Source organism: Pseudomonas sp. A6 (assembly GCF_052367875.1).
Lineage (GTDB): Bacteria > Pseudomonadota > Gammaproteobacteria > Pseudomonadales > Pseudomonadaceae > Pseudomonas > Pseudomonas citronellolis.
In genome coordinates this window covers 480,310-497,539 of record NZ_CP198970.1, presented here as the reverse complement: position 1 = coordinate 497,539, position 17,230 = coordinate 480,310, and the positions used below count along the sequence as shown (strand labels likewise).

At 69.0% G+C, this 17,230-nt stretch carries 17 protein-coding genes and 1 other RNA gene; 5 read left to right on the top strand and 13 right to left on the bottom strand.

Going from position 1 to position 17,230, the window contains the following annotated elements; translation table 11 throughout:
* Positions 1-84: 84 nt before the first annotated feature.
* The 9 genes from gcvH to ACTWJ5_RS02160 all read right to left on the bottom strand — a co-directional run bounded on the left by gcvH (position 85) and on the right by ACTWJ5_RS02160 (position 9,445).
* On the bottom strand, positions 85-474 hold the full coding sequence (gene gcvH / locus ACTWJ5_RS02200) for a glycine cleavage system protein GcvH (protein WP_009615120.1): 390 nt from the start codon (positions 472-474) through the stop codon (positions 85-87).
* Positions 475-525: 51 nt separating this feature from the next.
* Positions 526-1,608, bottom strand: a complete 1,083-nt coding sequence (gene gcvT / locus ACTWJ5_RS02195; RefSeq protein WP_074977956.1) for a glycine cleavage system aminomethyltransferase GcvT — start codon at positions 1,606-1,608, stop codon at positions 526-528.
* 73 nt (positions 1,609-1,681) lie between these two features.
* The gene (locus ACTWJ5_RS02190) at positions 1,682-3,328 is read right to left on the bottom strand and encodes an ABC transporter permease (protein ID WP_301500528.1); all 1,647 of its coding nucleotides are present in this window, start codon (positions 3,326-3,328) and stop codon (positions 1,682-1,684) included.
* 181 nt (positions 3,329-3,509) lie between these two features.
* The gene (locus tag ACTWJ5_RS02185; RefSeq protein WP_444437382.1) at positions 3,510-4,511 is read right to left on the bottom strand and encodes an extracellular solute-binding protein; all 1,002 of its coding nucleotides are present in this window, start codon (positions 4,509-4,511) and stop codon (positions 3,510-3,512) included.
* Positions 4,512-4,628: 117 nt separating this feature from the next.
* The gene (locus ACTWJ5_RS02180) at positions 4,629-5,846 is read right to left on the bottom strand and encodes a 2-octaprenyl-3-methyl-6-methoxy-1,4-benzoquinol hydroxylase (RefSeq protein ID WP_444437381.1); all 1,218 of its coding nucleotides are present in this window, start codon (positions 5,844-5,846) and stop codon (positions 4,629-4,631) included.
* 22 nt (positions 5,847-5,868) lie between these two features.
* The gene (locus tag ACTWJ5_RS02175; RefSeq protein WP_074977965.1) at positions 5,869-6,351 is read right to left on the bottom strand and encodes a DUF4442 domain-containing protein; all 483 of its coding nucleotides are present in this window, start codon (positions 6,349-6,351) and stop codon (positions 5,869-5,871) included.
* A gap of 9 nt (positions 6,352-6,360) precedes the next feature.
* Complete coding sequence (gene ubiH, locus ACTWJ5_RS02170; protein WP_444437380.1) at positions 6,361-7,545, bottom strand: 2-octaprenyl-6-methoxyphenyl hydroxylase; 1,185 nt, start codon at positions 7,543-7,545, stop codon at positions 6,361-6,363.
* A gap of 1 nt (position 7,546) precedes the next feature.
* Positions 7,547-8,881 carry a Xaa-Pro aminopeptidase gene (pepP, locus tag ACTWJ5_RS02165; protein WP_444437379.1) on the bottom strand — a complete coding sequence of 445 codons (1,335 nt, stop codon included), beginning with the start codon at positions 8,879-8,881 and terminating at the stop codon, positions 7,547-7,549.
* A gap of 9 nt (positions 8,882-8,890) precedes the next feature.
* The gene (locus ACTWJ5_RS02160; RefSeq protein WP_061560486.1) at positions 8,891-9,445 is read right to left on the bottom strand and encodes a UPF0149 family protein; all 555 of its coding nucleotides are present in this window, start codon (positions 9,443-9,445) and stop codon (positions 8,891-8,893) included.
* Between the two features lie 172 nt (positions 9,446-9,617).
* Between ACTWJ5_RS02160 and ACTWJ5_RS02155 the strand changes: the two genes are divergently transcribed.
* The 4 genes from ACTWJ5_RS02155 (at position 9,618) to ACTWJ5_RS02140 (ending at position 10,967) form a co-directional block, all read left to right on the top strand.
* Complete coding sequence (locus tag ACTWJ5_RS02155; protein ID WP_009615100.1) at positions 9,618-9,827, top strand: TIGR02449 family protein; 210 nt, start codon at positions 9,618-9,620, stop codon at positions 9,825-9,827.
* On the top strand, positions 9,824-10,138 hold the full coding sequence (locus ACTWJ5_RS02150) for a cell division protein ZapA (protein ID WP_009615099.1): 315 nt from the start codon (positions 9,824-9,826) through the stop codon (positions 10,136-10,138). The genes ACTWJ5_RS02155 and ACTWJ5_RS02150 overlap by 4 nt, the downstream gene beginning before the upstream one ends.
* A gap of 31 nt (positions 10,139-10,169) precedes the next feature.
* A non-coding RNA gene (gene ssrS / locus ACTWJ5_RS02145) (6S RNA) lies at positions 10,170-10,348 on the top strand.
* Positions 10,349-10,358: 10 nt separating this feature from the next.
* Positions 10,359-10,967: a 5-formyltetrahydrofolate cyclo-ligase gene (locus tag ACTWJ5_RS02140; protein ID WP_009615097.1), complete on the top strand. Its 609-nt coding sequence runs from the start codon at positions 10,359-10,361 to the stop codon at positions 10,965-10,967.
* 34 nt (positions 10,968-11,001) lie between these two features.
* Here ACTWJ5_RS02140 and ACTWJ5_RS02135 read toward each other — a convergent pair whose 3' ends face one another.
* Positions 11,002-11,133: a hypothetical protein gene (locus tag ACTWJ5_RS02135; RefSeq protein WP_009615095.1), complete on the bottom strand. Its 132-nt coding sequence runs from the start codon at positions 11,131-11,133 to the stop codon at positions 11,002-11,004.
* Between the two features lie 187 nt (positions 11,134-11,320).
* On the opposite strand from ACTWJ5_RS02135, the gene ACTWJ5_RS02130 reads away from it, so the two are divergent.
* Positions 11,321-11,776, top strand: coding sequence for an EVE domain-containing protein (locus ACTWJ5_RS02130; RefSeq protein ID WP_058072643.1), 456 nt, complete (start codon positions 11,321-11,323; stop codon positions 11,774-11,776).
* A gap of 374 nt (positions 11,777-12,150) precedes the next feature.
* On the opposite strand, the gene ACTWJ5_RS02125 is transcribed toward ACTWJ5_RS02130, so the two are convergent.
* From ACTWJ5_RS02125 to ACTWJ5_RS02115, 3 genes are read right to left on the bottom strand one after another with little or no spacing between them, the layout of a single operon-like run.
* Entirely contained in the window at positions 12,151-13,275 is a 1,125-nt protein-coding gene (locus ACTWJ5_RS02125; RefSeq protein WP_074977977.1) for an ABC transporter permease, read from the bottom strand.
* Positions 13,276-13,278: 3 nt separating this feature from the next.
* Complete coding sequence (gene rbbA / locus ACTWJ5_RS02120) at positions 13,279-16,023, bottom strand: ribosome-associated ATPase/putative transporter RbbA (RefSeq protein ID WP_444437378.1); 2,745 nt, start codon at positions 16,021-16,023, stop codon at positions 13,279-13,281.
* On the bottom strand, positions 16,020-17,093 hold the full coding sequence (locus tag ACTWJ5_RS02115; RefSeq protein WP_444437377.1) for an HlyD family secretion protein: 1,074 nt from the start codon (positions 17,091-17,093) through the stop codon (positions 16,020-16,022). Before ACTWJ5_RS02115 ends, rbbA begins: the two co-directional genes overlap by 4 nt.
* Positions 17,094-17,230 lie beyond the last annotated feature (137 nt).

Genomic DNA, 17,230 nt, shown 5'->3' with positions numbered 1-17,230 from the left:
GGGAATGCACGATCCACACAGGATAGGCCAGGCAGGAAGAACAAGGCCCCGACTGAGCGGGGCCTTGCGGGTTCGGCGCGGCGATCAGGCGTCCGCGTCGCAGGCGGCCTGGTAGCCGGCGGCGTCGAGCAGCTTGTCCAGCTCGGCCGGGTTGCTCGGCTTGAGCTTGAAGAACCAGGAGCCGTAGGGGTCGTTGTTGACTTCCTCGGGGGTGTCGGCCAGGACCTCGTTGATGGCGATCACCTCGCCACCGACCGGGGCGTAGATGTCGGAGGCGGCCTTGACCGATTCCACCACGCCGGCTTCCTGGCCAGCGTTGAGTTGCTTGCCGAGCTCCGGCAGCTCGACGAAGACCACGTCGCCCAGGGCTTCCTGGGCATGGTCGGAGATGCCCACGGTGACGGTACCGTCGGCTTCCAGGCGCGCCCACTCGTGGCTGGCGGCGTAACGCAGGTCGGCGGGAATGTTGCTCATCTTGTTTTCCTCGGGGACGGGGCAGCGGCGACGACGGGTCGCCTATGCAATTTAGATCAGGGCCTTGCCATGACGCACGAAATTCGGCTGAACGACGCGCACCGGGTACCACTTGCCACGGATTTCCACCTCGGCGCGGTCGCCGGTGGCCGCCGGCAGGCGGGCCAGGGCGATGGACTTGCCGAGGGTCGGGGAGAAGCTGCCGCTGGTGATCTCGCCCTCGCCGATGCCGGCCACCCGCACCACCTGGTGGGCGCGCAGCACGCCGCGCTCCTCCAGCACCAGGCCGACCAGCTTCGGCTGGTCGCCGGCGGCGCGCTGGGCCTCCAGGGCCTGGCGGCCGATGAAGTCGCGCCCGGCCGGCTCCCAGGCGACGGTCCAGCCCATGTTGGCGGCCAGGGGCGAGACCTCCTCGTCCATGTCCTGACCGTAGAGGTTCATCCCGGCTTCCAGGCGCAGGGTGTCGCGCGCGCCCAGGCCGGCGGGGGAAATGCCGGCGCCCACCAGTTCGTTGAGGAAGCCCGGCGCCTCGGCGGCCGGCAGCATGATCTCCAGGCCGTCCTCGCCGGTGTAGCCGGTGCGGGCGATGAACCAGTCGCCGTCGGCCTTGCCCTGGAACGGCTTGAGTTCGCGGATCAGGGTGGCGCGGGAGGGGCTCACCAGCTCGGCGGTCTTGTCCCGCGCGTTGGGGCCCTGGACGGCCAGCATGGCCAGGTCCGGGCGCGCCTGCAGCTGGACCTCGAAGCCCTCGGTGTGGGCCTGCATCCAGGCCAGGTCCTTCTCGCGGGTGGCGGCGTTGACCACCACGCGGTAGCCGTACACGCCCAGGTAGACGATGAGGTCGTCGACCACCCCGCCGCGCTCGTTGAGCATGCCGCTGTACAGCGCCTTGCCGGGCACCTGCAGGCGCTCGACGTCGTTGGCGAGCAGGCGTTGCAGGTATTCCCTGGACTGCGGGCCGGTGACGTCGACCACGGTCATGTGGGAGACGTCGAACACGCCGCAGTCACGGCGGACCTGGTGGTGCTCTTCGACCTGCGAACCATAGTGCAGGGGCATGTCCCAACCGCCGAAATCGACGATTTTCGCGCCGAGGGCGACATGCAGGTCGTAGAGCGGGGTGCGCTGTCCCATGGGTGTTCTCCTTCCGGGAATGGCGGATGCGGAGCGCGAGGGCGGCCCGCACGAAACCGGCGCATTGTAGCCGCTAGGCCGGTGCCTGGACACCTCGGCCGACGGTCGAGTCGCGCCCCGCCGCGCTGGCTGCGGAACGGCGGATCAGCAGCACCACCGGCAGCAGCCCGGCCAGCACCAGGCTCAGCGCCGGCAGCGCGGCGCGGGCCCATTCGCCCTCGCTGGTCATCTCGAAGACGCGCACGGCCAGGGTGTCCCAGCCGAAGGGACGCATCAGCAGGGTAGCCGGCATTTCCTTCAATACGTCGACGAACACCAGCAGCGCGGCGCTCATCAGCCCCGGCGCCAGCAGCGGCAGGTAGACGCGGGCGAACAGCGCCGGCCCCGCCACGCCGAGGCTGCGCGAAGCCTCGGCGAAGGACGGGCGGATGCGCATCAGGGTGCTTTCCAGCGGCCCCTCGGCCACCGCCAGGAAGCGGATCAGGTAGGCCAGCAACAGCGCCCCCAGGCTGCCCAGCAGCAACGGCTTGCCGGCGCCGCCCAAGGCGCTGGAGAGCGGGATCACCCAGTGGTTGTCCAGCCAGCTGAAGGCCAGCATGATCGCCACCGCCAGCACCGAGCCGGGCACCGCGTAGCCGAGGTTGGCCAGGCCCACCGCGGTGCGCACCGGCTTCGCCGGCGTCTGCCGGCGGGCGAAGGCCAGCAGCAGGCCGACCACCACGCACAGCGCCGCCGCCGTGGCGCCCAGGCCGAGACTGTGCCAGAGCAGGCCCCAGTAGCGCTCGTCGAGGTCGAAGCGGCCGCGCTGCCAGCACCAGGCCAGCAGCTGCGCCAGGGGAATGGCGAAGGCACAGGCGAACACCAGGCCGCACCAGGCGCTGGCGGCGAAGGCCTTGAACCCGCGCAGGCGGTACAGCGGCGCGGTGCGCGGCTTCTCGCTGCCGGCCACGACGCGGCCGCGGCTATGGCGCTCGCCGAGCACCACCAGGAACACCCCGAGCAGCAGCAGGCTGGCCAGCTGGGTGGCGCTGGACAGGCTGTAGAAGCCGTACCAGGTCTTGTAGATGGCGGTGGTGAAGGTGTCGAAGTTGAACACCGAGACGGCGCCAAAGTCGGCCAGGGTCTCCATGATCGCCAGCGCCAGGCCGGCGCCGATGGCCGGCCGCGCCATGGGCAGCGCCACTCGCCAGAAGGCCTGCCAGGGCGACAGCCCGAGCACCCGCGCCGCCTCGGTGAGGCCGCGGCCCTGGGCCAGGAAGGCGCCGCGCGCCAGCAGGTAGACGTAGGGGTAGAAGACCAGCACCAGGACCAGGATCACCCCGCCGGTGGAACGCACCCGGGGCAGCCGCAGGCCGCTGCCGAACCATTCGCGCAGCAGCGTCTGCAAGGGCCCGGCGAAGTCCAGCAGGCCGACGAAGACGAACGCCAGCACGTAGGCCGGGATGGCGAAGGGCAGCATCAGCGCCCAGTCCAGCCAGCGCCGCCCGGGGAACTCGCAGAGCGCGGTGAGCCAGGCCAGGCTGGTGCCCAGCAGGGTCACGCCGATGCCGACGCCAAGCACCAGCACCAGGCTGTTGCCCAGCAGGCGCGGCAGCTGGGTGTCCCACAGGTGCGCCCAGATTTCCGTGTCGACCTCGCCCCAGCTCAGCGCCAGCACGACGAGCGGCAACGCCACCAGGGCGGCGATGGAGAAGGTGATGGGGTACCAGCGGCGGGACATGGTTATTCGGGCTGCAGGCTACAAGCGGCAGGCTGCCGGCGAAGAGCGGGGGATGGGCTTTTCGTAGGAGCGAGCTTGCTCGCGAACGCCCCGGCACGCGGCCCGGGTTCGCGAGCAAGCTCGCTCCTACAAGGGGCCCCGTCGCTCTGGCCGGCAGCCTGTAGCCTGCCGCCTGCCGCCATCAGTTCCAACCCGCCCGGTCCATCAGCTTGATGGCTTCGGCCTGGCGCTTGCCGGCGACTTCCACCGGGATGCTGTCGGCCTTGAAGCTGCCCCAGGCCGCCACTTCCTCCGAGGGCGCGACCTTCGGGTTGGCCGGGAATTCCTGGTTCAGCGAGGCGAACAGCGCCTGGGCGTCGGGGCCGGTCATCCATTCCACCAGGGCCTTGGCCTGCTCGGGGTGCGGCGCGTGCCTGGTCAGGCCGATGCCCGAGAGGTTGACGTGCACGCCGCGGTCGCCCTGGTTCGGCCAGAACAGCTTGATCGGCAGGTCCGGCTTCTGCTTGTGCAGGCGCCCGTAGTAGTAGGTGTTGACGAGGCCGACGTCGCACTGGCCGGCGGCGATGGCCTGGAGCAGCGCGGTGTCGTCGGAGAACACGTCGGTGGCCAGGTTGCCCACCCAGCCCTTGAGGATCTGCTCGGTCTTCTGCTCGCCGTGGGTCTCGATCAGGGTGGCGGTCAGCGACTGGTTGTAGACCTTCTTCGCCGTGCGCAGGCACAGGCGGCCTTCCCACTGCTTGTCGGCCAGGGCCTCGTAGGTGCTCAGCTCCTCAGGCTTCACCCGCTGGGTGGAGTAGGCGATGGTCCGCGCGCGCAGCGACAGGCCGGTCCAGCTGTCGGTGCCGGAGCGGTACTGCGGGGGGATGTTGGCGTCGAGGGTCGGCGAGTCGAACGGCTGCAGGATGCCCATCTTCTCGGCCTGCCAGAGGTTGCCGGCGTCCACGGTGAGCAGCAGGTCGGCCGGGGTGTTGGCGCCCTCGGCCTTGATCCGCGCCATCAGCGGCGCTTCCTTGTCGGTGATGAACTTGACCTGCACGCCGGTCTTCTTGGTGTAGGCGTCGAACACCGGCTTGATCAGCTCGTCGATGCGCGAGGAGTAGACCACCACCTCGTCGGCGGCCTGGGCGGTGCCGGCCAGTGCGGTGAGGGCGAGGGAAGCGAGAAGGCCTTTGCGTACCGACATGCTGGCGGCTCCTGGGTAGCGGAATGAGGTTCCAGATGATAAGGAACCTCATTTAGCCCCGGAGCCGACCTTTGTGACCGGGTGTTTCACCACGCCGCGACACGGAGTCGCGGCGCCTCAGACCCTCGCCAGCGTCGGCAGGTCGCCGGACAGCCCCAGCGCCTGGCGGACGAACAGGCCCTTGGCCTCGTGGTGGCGGTCGACCAGGCGCAGGCCGGCGTTGCGCAGCCAGCGCACCGGCAGCGGGTCGGCCTGGAACAGGCGCTGGAAGCCTTCCATCGCCGCCATCATCGCCAGGTTGTGCGGCATCCGCCGGCGCTCGAAACGGCTCAGCACGCGCTCGTCGGCGATGCGCTCGCCACGGGCGTGGGCGTGCATCAGCACCTCGGCCAGCACCGCGGCGTCGAGGAAGCCCAGGTTGACGCCCTGCCCGGCCAGCGGGTGGATGGTGTGCGCGGCGTCGCCGATCAGCGCCAGGCCCGGTTCCACGTAGCGCTTGGCGTGGCGCTGGCGCAGCGGGATGCACAGGCGCGGGTCGACCTGCTCGATGCCGCCCAGGCAATGCTCGAAGGCCCGGCCGAGGGCTTCGCGGAAGCCGTCGTCGTCCAGCGCCATCAGGCGTTCGGCCTGTTCCGGGGTGGTCGACCAGACGATCGAGCACCAGTGCCTGTCGCCCTCGCGGGACAGCGGCAGGAAGGCCAGCGGGCCGTCGTCGGTGAAGCGCTGCCAGGCGGTGGCCTGGTGCGGTTTTTCGCAGCGCACGCTGGTGACGATGGCGTGGTGCAGGTAGTCCCACTCGCGGGTGGTGCAGCCGGCCAGGCGGCGCACGGCGGAGTTGGCGCCGTCGGCGGCGACCACCAGCGGCGTGCGGATCTGCCGGCCGTCGGCCAGGGTCAGCAGCCAGTCGTCGCCGGAGTGGCGCAGCTGCTCCAGGCGCGCGCCGGGCAGCAGGCCGAGGGTGGTGTCGTGCAGGCGCTCCAGCAGGGCGTCCTGCACCACGCGGTTCTCGACGATGTGGCCGAGCACCTCGGCATGCACGCTGGCCGCGCTGAAGTGCACCTGGCCGGTGCCGGAGCCGTCCCACACGTGCATCTCGCGATAGGGCTCGGCGCGCCGCGCGAGAATGCCGTCCCAGGCGTGCAGGCGCTGGAGGATGCGCCGGCTGGCCTCGGACAGGGCGCTGACCCGCGGCTCGAAGCGCGCCGCGCGGTCGAAGGGCTTCACGCTCAGCGGCGAGCCGTCGAGCAGCAGGATTTCCAGGCCGCTGCCCTGCAACGCCAGGGCCAGCGCGCTGCCGACCATCCCCGCCCCGACAATCACCAGATCCGCGTGCATCTGCATTCCTTTTTCCATGTCGTCAGCCGGCCTTGCGCAGGCGCGGCTTGAGCCTGATGTAGAGGGTCTTCTGCACCCGCGCGACCAGCGTGCCCTCGCCGTCGCGCACCTCGGCGTGCAGCTTGGGCAGGCACTTGCCGCCGTCGGCGGTCTGCGCCCGGACTTCGTCCAGCAGTTGCTGGTCGATGCGGAACTCGGCGTACACCGGCCCCTTGCCCGGGGTGATGAATTCGATGTTGGCGGCCTTGTCCCAGACGATGTAGTCGCGCCCCAGGTTCTCCATCAGCATGAGCATGAAGAAGGGGTCGGTCATGCTGTACAGGCTGCCGCCGAACTGGGTGCCGACGTAGTTGCGGTTGAACCACGAGAGCACCATCTTCACCCGCACCTCGCGGAAGTCCGGGGCGATGTGGCGCACCCGCACGCCGGCGCCGATGTAGGGCGGGTAGAGGTTGAGGCCGAAGCGCAGCAGGCGGGCGCGGCGGGCCATCTTGCCTGAGGACATCGCCGCTCCCTAGACCGGCCGCGCGCCCAGGCCCATGGCCTGGCGGGCGAACCAGCGCTTGGCCGGCGGCAGCAGGTCGAGGCCGAGCAGGCCCAGGTTGCGCCCGGTGGCCAGCAGCGGCTGGGCGTTGGAGAACAGGCGGGTGACGCGGTCGGAGAAGCCGACGGTCATCTGCTGGTCCAGGCGCTGGCCTTCCAGGTAGCGCTGCAGCACGGCGAAGTCGCCGGGCGCGGCGCCGGCGCCGAGCAACTGGTCGGCCAGGGCCTGGGCATCGCGCAGCGACAGGTTGAAGCCCTGCCCGGCGATGGGGTGCAGGCTGTGCGCGGCGTTGCCGAGCACCACCAGGTGCGGGCGCACCTGTTCCTCGGCCTCGCTGAGGGTCAGCGGGTAGCAGTAGCGCGCGCCGACCTGGCGGAAGCCACCCAGGCGGTAACCGAAGGCTGCCTGCAGTTCGTCGAGGAACTGCCGCTCGGGCAGCTCGCGCAGGCGCTCGGCGTCGCGCGGCGGGCGCGTCCAGACCAGCGCGCAGCGGTTGTCCGGCAGCGGCAGCAGGGCCATGGGCCCGTGTTCGGTGAAGCGTTCGAAGGCCTGGCCGCGGTGTTCCTCGCTGGGGCTGACGTTGGCGATCAGCGCGGTCTGCCCGTAGGGCGCCTCGCGCACGCCGATGCCCAGTTGCTCGCGCAGGCCGGAGCGGCCGCCGTCGGCGAGCACGGCGAGGTCGCAGTCCAGGATCGAGTCGTCGTCCAGGGTCAGCCGGTAGCCGTCGTCCAGCGCCTGCATGCGGCGCACTTCGGCCGGGCAGCGCCAGCTCACCACTTCGTGGTCCAGGGCCTGCCACAGGCACTGGCCGAGCCAGGCGTTCTCCACCACGTAGCCCAGCGCCGGCACACCCTCCTCCATTGCGGTCAGGCGCGCGGAGCCGAAGCGCCCGCGGTCGGACACGTGGATCTGGCTGATCGGCTCGCCGCGCTGGGCGATGCGCTGCCACAGGTCGAGGCGTTCGTAGATCTGCCGGCTGCCGAAGGACAGCGCCGAGGAGCGGGCGTCATAGCTGGGCTGATAGGCGTCGCCGGGGGCGAACGGCTCGATGAGCACGATGCGCCAGCCGCGCTCGCGGGCGCCGGCCTGCAGGATCAGCGCCAGGCTGGCGCCGACCAGGCCGCCGCCGATGATCGCCAGGTTCGCGCGTTGCATCTCAGGCCGCCTGGGCCTTGGCTTCGGCCATCAGCGCCTCGATCGCGGCGACGGTCTTGGGCACGCCGTTGGTCAGCACTTCGCAACCGCTCCTGGTCACCACCACGTCGTCCTCGATGCGCACGCCGATGCCGCGCCATTTCTTCGGCACGTCGGTGTTGTCCGGGGCGATGTAGATGCCCGGCTCGACGGTCATCGACATGCCCGGCTCGAGCACGCGCCATTCGCCGCCGACGCGGTATTCGCCGACGTCGTGCACGTCCATGCCCAGCCAGTGGCCGGCGCGGTGCATGTAGAAGGCCTTGTAGGCTTCGCTGGCGATCAGTTCGTCGACGTCGCCCTTGAGCAGGCCGAGCTTCACCAGGCCGGCGGTGATCACGCGCACGGTGGCCTCGTGGGCCTCGTTCCAGTGGCGGCCGGGGGCGATGTAGTCGAAGGCGGCCATGTTGGCCTCCAGCACCAGCTCGTAGATGACCTTCTGCTCGGGGCTGAACACGCCGTTGGCCGGGAAGGTGCGGGTGATGTCGCTGGCGTAGCAGTCGATCTCGCAGCCGGCGTCGATCAGGATCAGGTCGCCGTCCTTGATCTGCACGTCGTTCTCCCGGTAGTGCAGGATGCAGGCGTTGCGCCCGGTGGCGACGATCGAGCCGTAGGCCGGCATCTTCGCCCCGCCCAGGCGGAAGGCGTATTCCAGCTCCGCCTCCAGGTGGTATTCGTAGAGCCCCGGCCGGCAGGCCTGCATGGCGCGGATATGGGCGCCGCAGGAAACCTCGGCGGCGTAGCGCATCACCTTCACTTCGCCGGCGCTCTTGTACAGGCGCAGGTCGTGCAGCAGGTGGTCGAGGGCGACGAACTCGTTCGGCGGCTGCGCGCCCTGGCGGGCCTTGGAGCGGATCACGTTGATCCAGTCCATCAGCCGGCGGTCGAACTCGGGGTTGGCGCCCAGCGCGTAGTAGACGCGGTCGCGGCCCTCGATCAGGCCGGGGAGGATGTCGTCGATGTCGCCAATGGGGAAGGCGTCGTCGGCGCCGAAGTCCCTGATCGCGCCGTCCTGGCCGGCGCGCAGGCCGTCCCAGAGTTCACGCTCGGGGTCGCGCTCGCGGCAGAACAGTACGTACTCACCGTGCTCGCGGCCGGGGATCAGCACCATCACCGCTTCCGGCTCGGGGAAACCGGTGAGGTACTGGAAGTCGCTGTCCTGGCGGTAGACGTGCTCGACGTCGCGGTTGCGGATGTACATCGGCGCCGCGGGCAGGATGGCGATGCTGTTGGGCTCCATCTGCGCCATCAGCGCCTTGCGCCGACGGGCGTATTCCGGTTTGGCGATACGGATCATGCAGCTACCTCAGTGCAGGGAGGGTTTGTCGGCCGGCGCCGGCACCTTGCCGAATTCGGAGAACAGCAGCAGCGGGGCGACCCGCAGGTATTCCTGGACTTCCATGTAGTCCGTCTCGCCGTCCTCGGACTCTTCCAGCTGGCCCTGGACCTGGGCGATGGCGGCGATGTCCTGGAGCACTTCGTCGGCCTCGTCGGACAGGCTGGCCTGGCGCAGCGCCAGGCCAAAGCCGGCGAGGAAGCCCTGGCACCACTGGCCCAGGGCCTGGGCGCGCTCGGCCAGCGGGGCGTCGTCGTTGGGCAGCATCAGCACCACGGCCATCTCGCCGGCGCTCAGGTCCTGCTGGACCATGCCCAGCAGGCCGCCCAGGGCCGCCTGCAGGCGTTCGCTGAGTTCGCCGCCGAGCAGTTCGGAAGCGGCCTGCAGCCACTCGCCCTGGTCGAAGCCGGCGCCGGCGCAGACGCGCCCGAGCAGGTGGCCGTGCAGTTCCGCCGGGGAGATCGGCAGAGCCGCCTCGGCGAGCAGGTTGGCGAAAGCGGTGTAGGCGGAATTTACTGTGGACATGCGCGGGACCTGAATATCGACGCTAGGCGCCACCAGGCGCTATGCATAGAATGAGAGTGGCTATCCTAGCACCGCCGGGCGCGGTCAGACCATGCGACGGCATGTCGGGCAACCCCGTGCGGTGCCGTACCTTGTATAGTTTCCGGTCATCCCCTTGCCCAAGCGAGAGCCCATGGAAGACGCCGACCTGCAAACGCTGATCGCCAAATTCGACCTCCTGCTCCAGCGCCTGGAACAGCTCAAGGCGGAGAACCGGCTGCTGCGGGCCAACGAGAAGAGTTGGCGCGAAGAGCGCGCTCATCTGATCGAGAAGAACGAATTGGCGCGCCACAAGGTCGAAGCGATGATTTTGCGCCTGAAAGCCCTGGAGCAGGACTCATGAGCCAGACGAACACCCTGAACGTGCAGATTCTCGACAAGGAATACTGCATCACGTGCCCCGCCGAGGAGCGCGTCAACCTGGAAAGCGCCGCGCGCTACCTGGACAGCAAGATGCGCGAGATCCGCTCGAGCGGGAAGGTCATCGGCGCCGACCGCGTCGCCGTGATGGCCGCGCTGAACATCACCCACGACCTGCTGCACAAGCAGGAGCGCATGGACAACGAGCACAGCAGCACCCGCGAGCGCGTGCGCGAACTGCTCGAGCGCGTGGACCGCGCCCTTACCACCGATCAGCCCGGGCGGGAAGACTGACCCCGGAGAAAACCCTGGGGTATACTGGCCACGCTCCCTGGTGTGTTGGCCAGTCGGTGATGTCCCTGAGCCGATAATCGCAACAACGGAGGTTGCCAGTTGGGCTGGTGTGCATGTCCGCACGACGGAAAGCCTTAAAGCCTACTGCAACCGCCACCTTGAACTTTCGGGTTCAAGGGCTAACCCGACAGCGGCATGTCCGGGGAGCTTTCCTCCTACCATGATCCACGCCCAAGACCTTTCCCGCGCCGCCCTGCGCCGCCTGCTGCGCCAGGCCCGCCGCAAGCTCACCGCGCAACAGCAACGCCAGGCCGCCCGCGACCTGCAACGCCGCATGGCGCAACATCCGCTGTTCCGCCGCGCCCGCCACATCGCCCTGTACCTGCCCGCCGACGGCGAGATCGACCCGCGCCCGCTGCTCAAGGCCGCGCAGAAACGCGGCAAGGCCACCTACCTGCCGGTGCTCAGCCGCTGGCCGCACACCCACATGACCTTCCAGCGCGTCGGCAACGGTGAGCGCTGGCGGAAAAACCGCTACGGCATCGCCGAGCCGCTGCCGGACCGCGGCCGCCAACGCGAGCCCTGGGCGCTGGACCTGGTGCTGCTGCCGCTGGTGGGTTTCGACGAACGGGGCGGACGCCTGGGCATGGGCAAGGGTTTCTACGACCGCACCCTGGCGTACCTGGGCAGGCGCAAAATCTGGCGCAAACCGACACTTTTGGGCCTGGCGCACGAATGCCAGAAGGTGGACAGGCTGGACCTGGCCAGCTGGGATGTGCCGCTGCAGGGCATCGTCAGCGACGCCGGCTGGTACGGCGCGCTCGCATAGGCGCCGCGTTCCCTGCGGCGCCAGGCGGGGTGGATCAGGGCTGTTTGGTCACCTGGACCGGGACCTCGCCCTGGCGATCCCACAGGCTCTGGGTGTAACCGGTGGTGACAACGCCCAGGCCGAAAAGAATCACCAGCACCCACAACAGATCGGGCTTACGCTTCATCGATTGCCTCCCCCTTCCAGGCAAACTGTCAACGATGGCCGGCGGTGGTTTTTGGTCCGTCCGGCGCGTGCCAAGCTGAAAAACGGCGGCATTCTCCGACAATGGAAAGCGTCTCGCAATTCCATGCCTGGTCCAGTCGTCGGAGTCAGTCGCTTCCCACAAAAACGGCGAAACTGGAGCAAGAGTCATGCCGCACTGGCTGATGAAATCCGAACCCGACGAACTGTCGATCCATGACCTGCAGCGCCTGGGCAAGGCGCGCTGGGATGGCGTGCGCAACTACCAGGCACGCAACTTCGTGCGCAGCATGCAGCCCGGCGACCTGTTCTTCTTCTACCACTCCAGCTGCCCGCAGCCGGGCGTGGCCGGCATCGCCCGCATCGAGGGCGAGGCCTACCCCGATCCCACGGCGCTGGACCCGCAGAGCCCCTACCACGACGCCAAGGCCAGCGCCGAGAAGAACCCCTGGAGCGCGCGGGACGTGAGCTTCGTGGAGGCGTTCAGGGAAGTGCTGCCGCTGGCTGCCATCAGGGCTGCCGCAGGGCTGGAGGAACTGGCCCTGGTGCAGCGCGGCAGCCGTTTGTCGGTGATGCCGGTGAGCGAGGAGCAGTGGAAGATCATTCTTGGGTTGGCGCGGCGCTAGGACGCAGGCCGGTCGTCGGGTGGATTGGGGATGATGGCTCGGTGGGGATGCTCTTCGTAGGAGCGAGGGGGACGCCTAGTTCTTGCTCGCGAACAGTGTTTGCCGGTGACCGCTTGGTGTTCACCCCGAAGAGCGCCCTCTCCCTAACCCTCTCCCTGAAGGGAGAGGGGACCGTTGGGCAGACACGGATGTTCTGGAGTTAGCCGGCAACACCGAAGGTTTCCAGCTGAAACCAGTCCCTCTCTCGGCACGGACAAGCCCCCTCTCCCTTCAGGGCGGGGCGCGCAGCCGAGGGCTGGGGAGAGGGTTGCGGAATCCATCCAATACACCGCACCAACCGGCAGCCCCCCAATTCACGAGCAAGCCCCCCCACATCAAGCCATCTGCGAAATAGTCCTGCGGAACCGCCACAACGCCCCGCAGAAAAACGCCGCGCCGATACCAATGATCGCCAGCAACTGCGGCCAGACGATGGCCAGCCCGGCGCCGCGGAACAGGATGGCCTGGGCCAGGCTGACGAAGTGGGTGGTCGGGGCGAACAGCATGATGTTCTGCACCAGCTCCGGCATGCTCTCGCGCGGCGTGGTGCCGCCGGAGAGGATCTGCAGCGGCATCAGGGTGAGGATCACCAACAGGCCCAGCTGCGGCATCGAGCGCGCCACGGTGCCGAGGAAGATGCCCATCGAGGTGGTGGCGAACAGGTGCAATGCCGCGCCCAGCAGGAACAGCGCCAGCGAGCCGCTGATCGGTACGTCCAGCCAGCCGCGCACCACCAGTTGCAGCGACAGCGCGGCCGCCGCCAGCACCACCACGCCCATGGACCAGACCTTGGCCAGCATGATCTCGAAGGCGGTCAGCGGCATCACCAGCAGGTGCTCGACGGTGCCGTGCTCGCGCTCGCGGATCAGCGCCGCGCCGGTGAGGATGATCGACAGCATGGTGATCTGGTTGATCACCTCCATCACCGCGCCGAACCAGGCCTGGGTCAGGTTCGGGTTGAACTCCATGCGTACCGCCAGCTCCGCCGGCATGCCCGGCTCGCTGCGGTAACGGCTGACGAACTCGCGCACCTCGGTGGCGATGATGTTCTGGATGTAGCCGGCGCCGGAGAAGGCCTGGGCGGTCTGGGTGGCGTCGACGTTGACCTGCACCGCCGGTTGGCGGCCGGCCAGCACGTCGCGCTGGAAGTCCGGCGGGATGTCCAGGGTGAAGGTGTACAGGCCGGTGTCCATGCCGCGGTCCATCTGCGCGTGGCCGATCATTTCCGGCGTGCGGAAGTACGGTGCCTGGAAGGCGTTGATGATCCGCGAGGAGAGCTGCGACTGGTCCTCGTCGACCACCGCGATGGGCGCGTGGTGCAGGGTTTCCGGCACGCCGGTGGCGGAGCTGTAGACGCCCAGGGTGAAGGCCCAGGCGATCAGGATCAGCATCGCGTAGTCGCGGCCGAGGCTGCGGAATTCCTTGACGCCCAGGTTGAAGATGTTCGCCAGTTTCTTCATCGCTCAGTCCTCCTGCTTCTTCAACAGGAGCACGCTGAGCAGCGTCAGCACGCCGATGGCCGCCAGCAGCGGCAGGTAGTAGAGCCACAGGTCGCTCAGGCCCAGGGCCTTGGAGAAGGTGCCGCGGCTGATGATCAGGAAGTGCGAGGTCGGGTAGAGCCTGCCGATCAGCGCCGCTGCGCCCTCCAGCGAAGACACCGGGTGGATCAGCCCGGCGAACTGGATGGCCGGGATCATGGTGGCGATGGCGGTGCCGAACACCGCGGCGATCTGGCTCTTCATGAAGGTCGACAGCAGCAGGCCGAGGCCGGTGCTGGTGATCACGTACAGCAGCGCGCCGAGGCTCAGCGCCAGCAGGCTGCCCTTGAGCGGCACGCGGAACAGCAGCACCGCCATGGCCAGCATCAGCACGAAGTTGACCATGCCCATGCCGATATAGGGCAACTGCTTGCCGAGCAGGAACTCCAGGCGCGTCACCGGGGTGACGTAGAGGTTGGTGATCGAGCCCAGTTCCTTCTCGCGCACCACGCCCAGGGCGGTGAGCATCGCCGGGATCATGATCAGCAGCAGCGGGATCACCGCCGGGACCATGGCCTTGAGGCTCTCCACGTCGGGGTTGTAGCGGTAGCGCACCTCGGTGCTGGCCGCCGCGCTGGCCTCGGCGCTGCCGCTCTGCCGGGCCAGCTCGGCCAGGTAGCTGCCGTGCAGGCCCTGCACGTAGCCCTGCACGGTGCTGGCGCGGGTGGGCATGGCGCCGTCGATCCACACGCCGATGGCCGGGTCGTCGCCGCGCTTGAGGTCGCGGCCGAAGTGCGGCGGGATCTCCAGCGCCAGGCTCAGCTCGCCGCTGCGCAGGCGCCGGTCGAGGTCGTCAGGGTCGCGGATCGCCGGGTGCTCGACGAAGTAGCGCGAGCCGGCGATGTTCAGCGCGTAGGCCTGGCTGGTGGTGGTCTGGTCGCGGTCGAGCACGGCGTAGGACAGGTCCTCGACGTCCATGTTGATGCCGTAGCCGATGATGAACATCAGCAGCGCCGTACCCAGCAGCGCCAGGGTCAGGCGGATGGGGTCGCGGCGCAGTTCCATGGATTCGCGCCGCGCATAGCTGAACAGGCGCAGCGGGCTGAAACGCTGGCGCTGCGGCTTGTGCGGCACCTGTTCGTCGACGGTGCTGGCCGGAGCCTGCGGCTCGGGCGGCGGCGCAGCGCTGCCGGCGGCCTCCTCCAGGTAGGCGATGAAGGTCGCCTCCAGGGTCGGCAGGCCGCGCTTGTCGATCAGGCCCTGCGGGGTGTCGCTGTCCAGCACCTTGCCGGCGTGCATCAGCGAGATGCGGTCGCAGCGCTGGGCCTCGTTCATGAAGTGGGTGGAGATGAAGATGGTCACCCCGTCGCGCCGCGACAGCTCGACCATCAGCTGCCAGAAGCCGTCGCGGGCCACCGGGTCGACGCCCGAGGTGGGCTCGTCGAGGATGAGGATTTCCGGCTTGTGGATCACCGCAACGGCCAGCGACAGACGCTGGCGGATGCCCAGCGGCAGGCTGTCGGGCAGCTCGTCGCGGACCTTGCCGAGGTCGAAGCGGGCGAGCATTTCCTCCACCCGCGGGCCTATCTGCTCGCTCGGCAGGTGGAACAGCTTGGCGTGCAGTTCCAGGTTCTGCAGCACCGTCAGCTCGGCGTACAGCGAGAAGGCCTGGGACATGTAGCCCACTCGGCGGCGGGTGGCCATGTCCTTGGCGTTCACCGGCTGGCCGAACAGCGCGCAGCTGCCCTCGCTGGCCGGCAGCAGGCCGGTGAGCATCTTCATGGTGGTGGACTTGCCGCAGCCGTTGGAGCCGAGGAAGCCGAAGATTTCCCCACGCTCGATGCGGAAGCTGACGTGGTCCACCGCGACGAAGTCGCCGAAGCGGCAGGTCAGCCCCTCGGCCTCGATGGCGATCTGCGGCGCGCCCTCGCTGTGCTGGCGCGGCGGGATCACCAGTTGATGGTGGCCGGCGCGCTTGCGCTCGGGCAACAGCGCGACGAAGGCCGCCTCCAGGCTTTGCGTGGCGGTGTGCTCGCGCAGCTCGGCGGGGGTGCCGGTGGCCAGCACCTTGCCCTCGTCCATCGCCACCAGGGTGTCGAAGCGCTCGGCCTCCTCCATGTAGGCGGTGGCCACCAGCACGCTCATGCCCTGGCGGCCGGCGCGGATGCGCCCGATCAGCTCCCAGAACTGGTTGCGCGACAGCGGGTCGACGCCGGTGGTGGGCTCGTCGAGGATCAGCAGGTCGGGGTCGTGGATCAGCGCGCAGCACAGCCCGAGCTTCTGCTTCATGCCGCCGGAGAGCTTGCCCGCCGGGCGCTCGGCGAAGGGCGCAAGGCCGGTGCTGTGCAGCAGGTCGGCGATGCGCCGCTCGCGCTCGGCCTTGTCGTGGCCGAACAGGCGGCCGAAGAAGTCGACGTTCTCGAACACCGAGAGCGTCGGGTAGAGGTTCTTGCCCAGGCCCTGGGGCATGTAGGCGATGCGCGGGCAGACTGCGCGGCGGTGGCGGGCGTCGCGCATGTCGCCGCCGAGCACGTGCACCTGGCCGTCCTGCAGCTTGCGCGCGCCAGCGATCAGCGCCAGCAGGCTGGACTTGCCGACGCCGTCCGGGCCGATCAGGCCGACCATGCGGTTGGCCGGGATGTCCAGCGTCACGTCGTCCACCGCGCGGGTCTGCCCATAGCGCAGCGACACGCCGGCCAGGCTGGCCACCGCGGCGTGCGGGGCGCTCATTGCGGAACCTTGATCTGCAGGTTGTCCGGCCATTGCGCCTCAGGGTCCAGGCGCAGGTAGGCCATGCCGGGCACGCCGGTCTTCACGTAGGTGATGTACTTCTCCAGCAGCGCCGGGTCCAGGCGCGCCTTGACCCGGAACATCAGCTTCTCGCGCTCGTTGGCGGTTTCCACGGTCTTGGGCGTGAACTGGGCGACGCTGGCGACGTAGGAGACCTTGGCCGGGATCACGTACTGCGGCACCGCGTCTATCACCAGGTGCACTTCCTGGCCAAGCTCCACGCGGCCGGCCTGGGCCGAGGGCAGGAAAAAGGTCATGTAGACGTCGGTCAGGTCGACCATGTTGAGCAGCTTGCCGCCGGCGGCCAGCACCTCGCCGGGCTGCGCCACACGGTACTGCACGCGGCCGTCGCGGGGGGCGCGCAGCAGGCTGTCGTCGATGTCGGCCTGCAGGCGGGCGACGCTGGCGGTGGCCGCCTCGATGGCCGATTGCGCCTCGATCACCTGGGAACGCCCGGCCTCGATGGCGGCCTGGGCCGAGACCACCTGGGAACGCGCGGCTGACAGCGCGGCCTGGGCGCTCTGCAGCACGGCGCGGTCGTCGTCCAGTTGCTGCTGCGGCAGGGCGTTGCGCCTGACCAGTTGTTCGGTGCGGGTGAAGCGCTTCTGCGCGGCGGTGAGTTCGGCCTGGCGCTGGGCCACCACTGCCTCGGCGGTGCTCTTCTCGCTGTTGCGCTGGGTCACCACGGATTCGGCGGTGAGCTTGGCATTCTGCGCCCGGCGCACCTCGGCCTGGGCCTGGGCCAGCTGCGCTTCCAGCACCTGGGTGTCCATGCGCGCGACCACTTCGCCGGTCTTGACGAAGTCGCCCTCGTCCACCTTGATCTCGGCCACGCGGCCGGGCAGCTTGGTGGCTACGTCCACCTCGGTGGCCTCGATGCGTCCATTGCCGCTGGCGAAGCCTCCGCCCAGGCCGTTGGGCTTGAGCGTCTGCCAGGCCAGCGCGGCGATCACGGCACAGGCCGCGAGCACGCCGCCACGGAACAGCCAGCGTTTCGAATTTCCCTTCATCGTACCCCCTGGTCAACGCTCATCAGAGCGATCTTGTAGGGATCTTCAGCGAAGGGAGGGGAAAAGGCCTTGATACAGGTCAGAGCCGCCCGAAAAGACCTGGATAGCGGGCGAAAACACGCGATACCTGTGCCTTG